At 57.6% G+C, this 7,783-nt stretch carries 7 protein-coding genes; all 7 read right to left on the bottom strand.

From position 1 onward, the window contains the following. Positions 1-419: tetrahydrofolate dehydrogenase/cyclohydrolase catalytic domain-containing protein (locus VGP75_RS18245; protein WP_327545012.1), on the bottom strand; the 419-nt coding region annotated here is incomplete at its 3' end. 60 nt (positions 420-479) lie between these two features. Then, positions 480-2,156: a formate--tetrahydrofolate ligase gene (locus VGP75_RS18240; protein WP_327545011.1), complete on the bottom strand. Its 1,677-nt coding sequence runs from the start codon at positions 2,154-2,156 to the stop codon at positions 480-482. Between the two features lie 143 nt (positions 2,157-2,299). Beyond that, positions 2,300-2,878, bottom strand: a complete 579-nt coding sequence (locus tag VGP75_RS18235; RefSeq protein ID WP_327545010.1) for an MOSC domain-containing protein — start codon at positions 2,876-2,878, stop codon at positions 2,300-2,302. 107 nt (positions 2,879-2,985) lie between these two features. Next, positions 2,986-4,905, bottom strand: coding sequence for an ATP-dependent zinc metalloprotease FtsH (ftsH, locus tag VGP75_RS18230; RefSeq protein WP_526025533.1), 1,920 nt, complete (start codon positions 4,903-4,905; stop codon positions 2,986-2,988). A 79-nt stretch (positions 4,906-4,984) separates the two neighbouring features. Then, positions 4,985-6,259, bottom strand: coding sequence for a tRNA lysidine(34) synthetase TilS (tilS, locus tag VGP75_RS18225; RefSeq protein WP_327545009.1), 1,275 nt, complete (start codon positions 6,257-6,259; stop codon positions 4,985-4,987). Beyond that, positions 6,250-7,062, bottom strand: coding sequence for a tol-pal system protein YbgF (gene ybgF, locus VGP75_RS18220; protein ID WP_327545008.1), 813 nt, complete (start codon positions 7,060-7,062; stop codon positions 6,250-6,252). The genes tilS and ybgF overlap by 10 nt, the downstream gene beginning before the upstream one ends. A 22-nt stretch (positions 7,063-7,084) precedes the next feature. Continuing rightward, positions 7,085-7,612 (bottom strand): peptidoglycan-associated lipoprotein Pal, encoded by a 528-nt coding sequence (pal, locus tag VGP75_RS18215; RefSeq protein WP_327545007.1) that lies wholly within the window; start codon positions 7,610-7,612, stop codon positions 7,085-7,087. Positions 7,613-7,783: the final 171 nt, after the last annotated feature.

Below are 7,783 nucleotides of genomic sequence, written 5' to 3'. Positions count from 1 at the left end.
GGCACCATGCTTTTCTGCCCCGTACCCAACAAGCCCACGTTCGAGATATGGAAGCCATCAACGTCCTTGGCCGGATCAATGCTGTTAATCACCAGATCGCTGTTGAGATGCTTGGGCAGCGGAAGTTGCACCAGAATACCATGCACAGCAGGATCATCGTTCAACTGCCCAATCAGCGCCAGCAAATCCGCCTCGGAGGTGTCTGCATCCAACCGGTGCTCGAAAGACGCCATCCCGACCTCGACGGTCATCTTGCCCTTTGACCGGACATAGACCTGGCTGGCAGGGTCCTCGCCCACCAGCACAACAGCCAGACCGGGGGTGATGCCATGATCGGCCTTCAGCTTGGCCACGCCTTCGGCTACCTGCCCGCGGACCTTTGCGGCAAAGGCTTTTCCGTCAATTACTGTTGCAGTCATTACGTCTTCTCTTTGTTGGTCGGATAGGAAATGGGCGAGGCATAGCCCCGCCCGTATCAGCTAGAACAGCCCTTCGATCTCGCCTGCATCATTCAGCATGATCTGCTCGGCCGATGGTACACGCGGCAGGCCCGGCATGGTCATGATCTCACCGCAGATGGCCACGATGAAGCCGGCACCGGCGCTCAAACGCACCTCGCGGACCGGTACCGAGAACCCTGTCGGCGCACCGCGCTGGGTGGGATCGGTGGTAAAGCTGTACTGCGTCTTGGCCATACAGACCGGCAGATTGCCGTATCCCTGCTCTTCCCACGTCTTCAACTGCTCGCGAATTTTGCCATCCACGACCACGCCGTCTGCGCGGTAGATTTTCTTGGCAATCGTGTCGATCTTGTCAAAAAGGCTCATGTCATCGGGATAGATCGGTGCGAAATTCGCTTCACCTGCGTCGGCAATCTGGGCCACACGCGTCGCCAGATCTTTGGTCCCTTCTGATCCAAGCGCCCAGTGCTTGCACAGGATCGCCTCGGACCCTTGGGTCGCGACATAGGCTTTGACCGCTTCAACCTCTGCATCGGTGTCGGTGACAAAGTGGTTAATCGCCACGACGACCGGTACGCCAAAGGATTTGACGTTCTCGATGTGCCGCCCAAGGTTGGCGCAACCTGCCTCGACCGCCGTTACATTCTCTGTGCCAAGGTCGGCCTTGGCCACACCCCCGTTCATTTTCATCGCGCGCACTGTGGCGACAACCACCACGCAAGAAGGCGCAATGCCTGCCTTGCGGCACTTGATGTTCATAAACTTCTCTGCACCCAGATCGGCACCGAAACCTGCCTCTGTGACGACATAGTCCGCCAGTTTCAGCGCAGTTGTTGTCGCCGTGACCGAGTTACAGCCATGTGCGATATTGGCAAAAGGCCCGCCATGCACAAAGGCCGGGTTGTTTTCCAAAGTCTGCACAAGGTTCGGCTGCATCGCGTCTTTCAACAGCACCGTCATCGCACCATCGGCCTTGATGTCACGGCAGTAGACAGGGGTGCGATCGCGGCGGTAGGCCACGATGATATCGCCCAGCCGCTTTTGCAGATCGTCCAGGTTGCGGGCCAAGCACAGGATCGCCATGACCTCGGATGCCACAGTAATGTCAAAGCCTGCTTCACGCGGGAAACCGTTGGCCACACCGCCCAAAGACGTCGTGATCTGACGTAAAGCGCGGTCGTTCATGTCCAGCACGCGCCGCCAGACAACGCGGCGAATGTCGATCTCGAGTTCATTGCCCCAGTAGATATGGTTATCAATCATCGCCGACAGCAGGTTATGCGCCGACGTAATCGCGTGGAAATCCCCTGTGAAGTGCAGGTTCATGTCTTCCATCGGCACGACTTGCGCATAGCCACCGCCCGCAGCACCGCCCTTCATACCGAAACAGGGCCCGAGCGAGGCTTCGCGAATACATACCGCAGCCTTCTTGCCGATCGCGTTCAGCCCGTCACCCAAACCCACAGTCGTGGTTGTCTTACCTTCACCCGCGGGTGTCGGGTTGATCGCAGTGACAAGGATCAGCTTGCCATCGGCGCGGTCCTGTACCGCGTTGATCAGACGCTGGCTGACCTTTGCTTTGTCGTGGCCGTAAGGCAGCAGATCGTCGCTTTCAATGCCCAGTTTCGCACCGATTTCCTGAATTGGGCGCTTTTGCGCAGCGCGTGCGATCTCGATATCAGACTTATATTCCATGAAAACCTTACCCATTTCTTGGCAAATGCCGTGTGTATCCCCTGATCGCTTCTAGCGCCTCGGTATCATCGCACGCACTGTGATTGCGACATATTCACCGCCGGAATCGGCGGCAGCACGCCTGCTTGTGTCGGATGGGAAACCTAAGGGGCCCATGCGCGTTGGTCGGGGATATGCAGGGTCACAGTATCACCGAGATGGATGTTCCCTTCACGTTCAACCCAAGCTGTCACACCGCGCTTGCCTTTCGCGGCTGTTTTGAATTTGTCGCCTGCACCGGGATGCTCTGCGTTGATCACCTTGGCGGGCAAATGACAGGGGCGGTTTTGCATATCAACAACAATCGCGGAACCATCGGCGAATTGCAGACGCGATGAAGGTGGCAGGTGGCTAAAGTCGGTGATGCCCTTGATGACCAAAGACGCGCCAATCAGTGCCGGGTCCAGCGTTTCCAACCCGCAATCCGCAGCAATCTCGGCCAGTTCCTCGGCTGATACCACTGACAGTTGGCGCACATTGCGGATTTCGGTGTTGCGCGGATACTGGCTCAAAACGCGGCTACAGGATGGACGCGTCAGCCCGCCATGCACTTCACCCGAAATACCCGCATAGGTCAGTTCCGCCATATCCGCCGCTTGCGAGCGTAACGACGTATCGCGGTCTGATACATGACCAATCCAGACGACTTCGCCAGTGATTTTCGTGGGGGCCAGTGCAGGCATAACGCGCTCCTCTTTGTCGTTGGCCTATGCTTACGGCAGACAAATGAAGGCTTCAATCGGCAGAGGCCAAAGAAAAACGCCGCTCCTTTCAGAGCGGCGTTTTGATCTTATGCAGAAGGTTCCGGTTCCATCCCGCCATCGTCAGAAGCACGTGGCTTCTTCGGCTTGGTTTTCGGGATCGCCGTGACCGATGGCGTGCCGCCCGCTGGTGGCGCATCATCTGCATCATTGCCAGATTGGGGTGGTTCACCCGCCATCACGCGCTTGATCTCGTCGCCGGTCAGCGTCTCATACTCCAACAGACCCTGCGCCAAACGCTCGAACTCGACGTTCTTTTCAGTGATGATCTGATGCGCCAGCTCATAACCGGCCTGAATAAAGCTGCGCACCTCATCCTCGATCAGCTCTTTGGTGTTGGCCGATACGGACAGACCAGCGGTATTGCCGGAATAGCCTTCGTGCGCTTCGGAATAGTCGATGTTACCGACCTTATCCGACATGCCCCACCGCAGGATCATCGCACGGGCCAACTGACTGGCCTGCTGGATGTCACCGGCAGGGCCGTTGCTGACCTGATCGGCACCGTATTTGATGGTTTCCGCCGCCTTGCCCGCCATGGTCATAGCCAGACGCTGGTGGCATTCATCACGGAACATGTTCAGACGGTCCATCTCGGGCAGGCTCATCACCATGCCCAAGGCACCGCCACGCGGAATGATCGTGGCCTTATAGACCGGATCACATTTCGGCAGCGAAATACCAACAATCGCGTGGCCCGCTTCGTGATAGGCTGTCATTTCCTTTTGCTCGGCAGTCATGACCATAGACCGGCGCTCGGCCCCCATCATAACCTTGTCTTTTGCGCTTTCGAAATCAACCATCGTCACAAACCGGCGCCCGACACGTGCCGCCATCAGCGCCGCTTCGTTCACAAGGTTCGCGAGATCCGCACCCGAGAACCCGGGCGAGCCGCGTGCGATAATGCGCAGATCAACATCAGGCCCCAGCGGGATTTTCCGCGCATGCACGCCCAAAATCTTTTCACGGCCTTTGATATCGGGGTTCGGAACAGTGACCTGACGGTCAAAACGGCCCGGACGCAACAGCGCAGGGTCAAGCACGTCGCGACGGTTGGTCGCCGCAACAATGATGACGCCTTCGTTGGCTTCAAAACCGTCCATCTCGACCAGAAGCTGGTTCAATGTCTGCTCGCGCTCGTCGTTGCCGCCACCGATGCCGACGCCACGTGCGCGGCCAACTGCGTCAATCTCGTCGATGAACACGATACAAGGCGCGTTTTTCTTGGCCTGTTCGAACATGTCGCGGACGCGGGATGCACCCACACCAACGAACATTTCGACAAAGTCAGAACCTGAGATCGTAAAGAATGGCACACCTGCCTCACCCGCAATTGCGCGCGCAAGCAGCGTCTTACCCGTCCCCGGAGGACCAACAAGCAACGCACCTTTCGGGATTTTACCACCAAGACGCGAGAATTTTTGCGGGTTACGCAGAAATTCGACGATCTCTTCAAGCTCTTCTTTGGCTTCATCAATGCCAGCGACATCGTCAAAAGTGACGCGTCCGTGCTTTTCGGTCAGCAGTTTTGCCCGCGATTTGCCAAAGCCCATCGCACCACCTTTGCCGCCACCCTGCATCCGGTTCATGAAATAGATCCATACACCGATCAAAAGCAGGAAAGGAAGCAGGCTTAACAGGAACGACTGGAACACCGATGTTTCCTGGCTCCGCGCCTCGACAGGGACGCCAGCGGCCAACAAAAGTTGTGTCACTTCAGCATCTTGTGGGCGGATCGTGGTAAAAGTGCGACCTGCCTCTGTGAAGCGGATATTCTCACCATCAATGACCGCGCTTGAGACGCTGCCACCTTGGACGGCTTGGACGAAAGCCGAGTAGCTGCGCGTCTCACTGTTGGTGGCGCCCTGCGGACTACTGAAAAGATTGAAAAGGGCCAGCACCATAAGGAACAGGACGACCCAAAAGACCATGTTACGCGCGTTGCCCAAGGGGGAAACTCCTTTGATATGGGGAAGTGAAACGACAGAGTCGTTGCACAAGCGTTTCATCTAAAATAGCGGTTAAACCCTAATCTTCAATGGCAAACGCCGATGAATGGAAATCCGCGACAATCCGCGCAGACCATCCCTGCGATAAACCGGCCACTGGAGCCGCGATAAGACGCGCCCCCTGCCAGACCGAAGGCGATGCCATCAGTGATGTGCGCGGGATCCCGACATCGCGCCAATCCGCGCAGTCCTTGATCCCTTCCCCAAGCGCTTTGAAGGTCAGATTATCGTGCACTGGTCCCTCAAGAAACCAACGTTGATCCCAGAACACCCCAAGCGGTTGGCCCGCATCATGATGCAAACGCACGGCGGCGGTTGTCGCCGCCGCCTCACGCATCAGGCGGACTGCGCCCCCCTCATCGGGTGTCATGATGCATCCGCCCAAAGTGATCGTGGCCCCTTTACGGGCCTGCCCGACCGTTTCCAGTAACTGCTCAAACCGTGGCCGGTAACTGCGGCTACCCACCCATGAAAATGCAGCGGCCATGACGCGCCGTGGCGCATCGGCCCTTTCCAGTTCAAGCGCTTCAGGCGCCAAGATCAGATCACCCGCGTCTTGCCGCACATAGCGCTTGGCGAAACCGAGCGCCGCCTCTTGCAAGGACAGATGTGCCGCCTGCATATGGTCGACGGTTTGCAACAACCGCTTGCGTGTCATGCCCAAGGTTTCCAGATGTCCGAACATCTGCCGTGCGCGCACGCGGTCAAACCGTGTGTCTTCATTGCTGGGGTCTTCGGCCCATATGATTTTCTGTTGCGTCAACCAATCACGCAGATCAGCGCGCGATAGCCCCAAAAGCGGACGGAACACTTGCAGACCGTCACGCCGCGTCAGCGGATACATCGCTGTCAGACCATCAATGCCCGAACCACGCGCCAACCGCATCAGAAGCGTCTCAACCTGATCATCCTCGGTATGACCGAACCAGACCGTGGACAAGTCATGCATCACAGCCCAGTCGCGCACCGCGGCCCAGCGCCCCTCGCGGGCGGCGGCCTGTAGATTGCCTTTTCCGTCCCATGTCCAATTGACGATAGTATGATCAATCCCAAGGGTCATAGCCTGTGCGGCCACCAAGGCGATCTCGTCTTTCGCTTCGGGACGGAGACCATGGTCTATGGAAATCGCGCGGAGCGTATCTGCTGGACGAAAACGCGCGGCCAATTGCATCAAAGCGATGGAATCGCCTCCGCCCGACACGGCAAGGCCAACAGGTTGGTCAGAACGGCTTGAAGCCGCGATCGCAGCCTGGAAACGTGCCTCAACGCTGTCCGAGGGGCGGCTTACTGGCATCCCAAGGCTTGCATTTCCATCTGGGCGTCAAGCACGGTCGCGTTGCCAGGGAAACGGACGTTCACTTCGGCAAGTGTTAGGCAGGCATCTTGTGTTTGCCCGATCTTGCCAAGGGACGACCCAAGTTTGAACAAGGCATCGGGTGCCTTTGGCCCTGTCGGATTGCCCGAAAAGGCCTCAAGATAGGCGCGCGCCGCATTGGTAGTTTCTCCCAAACCTTCCAATGCCTCGCCGCGGAGATAATTCACATCAGAGGTCAGCGGACTACCCGGGTAGGTCGCGACAAAGGTCTCAAGCTGGTCAACGGCGCTGCGAAAGTCACCTGCAGCGAGCGCCTCCTGCGCCCGCTCGATGTCGCTTTGTTCGCCGATGGCCAAAGCAGGGCCGCCTGTGTTCTGGTTCGTCACAGGCGCAACAGCGCCCGATACTGTGATGCCGCCCAAAGGCGTGTCGTCAAGTTGGCCAATATCACAGCCCGGCTCAAGTTCGCAAAGACGGAAGTTAAGATCGCCGATGCGGTTGTCGGCATCGGTCGTGATGCTATTCACCCGAAATTCAAGCTGTTCGGTGTTTGACGTCAGGCGCTGCAACTCCGCCTCGATCGCGTTCAGACGATCAAGCGGTGTATTCCCCGCAACGCCCGCACCAAGCCCGCCCGTTGTCGACAATTCACGTTTCAAACGCTGCACATCAACGAAAAGCACCGTCAGCTGTTGCCTGATATCTGCCAAGGTTTGTTCCTGCGCAACGGCAGGCAACGGCGAAATCAGTAAAGCGCAGACAACAGCAAGACGGTACAACATATGGGCTTCCTTCAGGTCTTGATCAGCTTGTCATCGCAGAAAACGAAAGAACTGTGACTGCACGCCGGTTCTGCGCATAGCAGCTTTCGTCTGAACAAATCGCGACGGGGCGCTCTTTGCCAAAACTTGTCACCTGCAAACGGCTCGATGGCACACCGCGCGAGACGAGGTATTCACGTACGGCATTCGCGCGACGCTGGCCAAGTGCAAGGTTGTATTCACGTGTGCCCTGCTCATCGGCATGGCCTTCGATCACGGCACGGTAATCTGCGTTGGTCAGTAGCCACTGCGCCTGGCCGTCAAGAATGGTCTGGCCTGCGGGCGTAATGGTTGATGTATCCACCGCGAACAGAACGCGGTCACCGATGGTCTGGTTAAAGAAGAGCGGGCTTGTCGGGTCGCTTGCCGATCCGGCCATACCAGCCCCGAGACCTGCATTCGCACCGGCACCATCGCCGCCGTCGCGCCCAGCGCCAAAACGATCCGGGTTCGTACATGCTGCTGTTGCCAGCACCAAGAGCACAACCGCTGTTGTCTTAAAAAGTGTCATAGGGTTTCATCCTGTTTCATAACTGCTCGGTTTTTTCTTACTCTAGCATGGCTTTCGCCATTAGGGAATCACACATCGTTACGGCTGCAACGGCCCCCATGACGGATCGGACGCACCGCTTGGCAAAGGCACAGCCTTAAGATTGCGACCCGAAATATCAACCGAATACAT

The sequence above is a fragment of the Yoonia sp. genome, assembly GCF_036007805.1.
Taxonomy (GTDB): Bacteria; Pseudomonadota; Alphaproteobacteria; order Rhodobacterales; family Rhodobacteraceae; genus Yoonia.
This window is presented reverse-complemented; position numbering and strand designations above follow the sequence as displayed.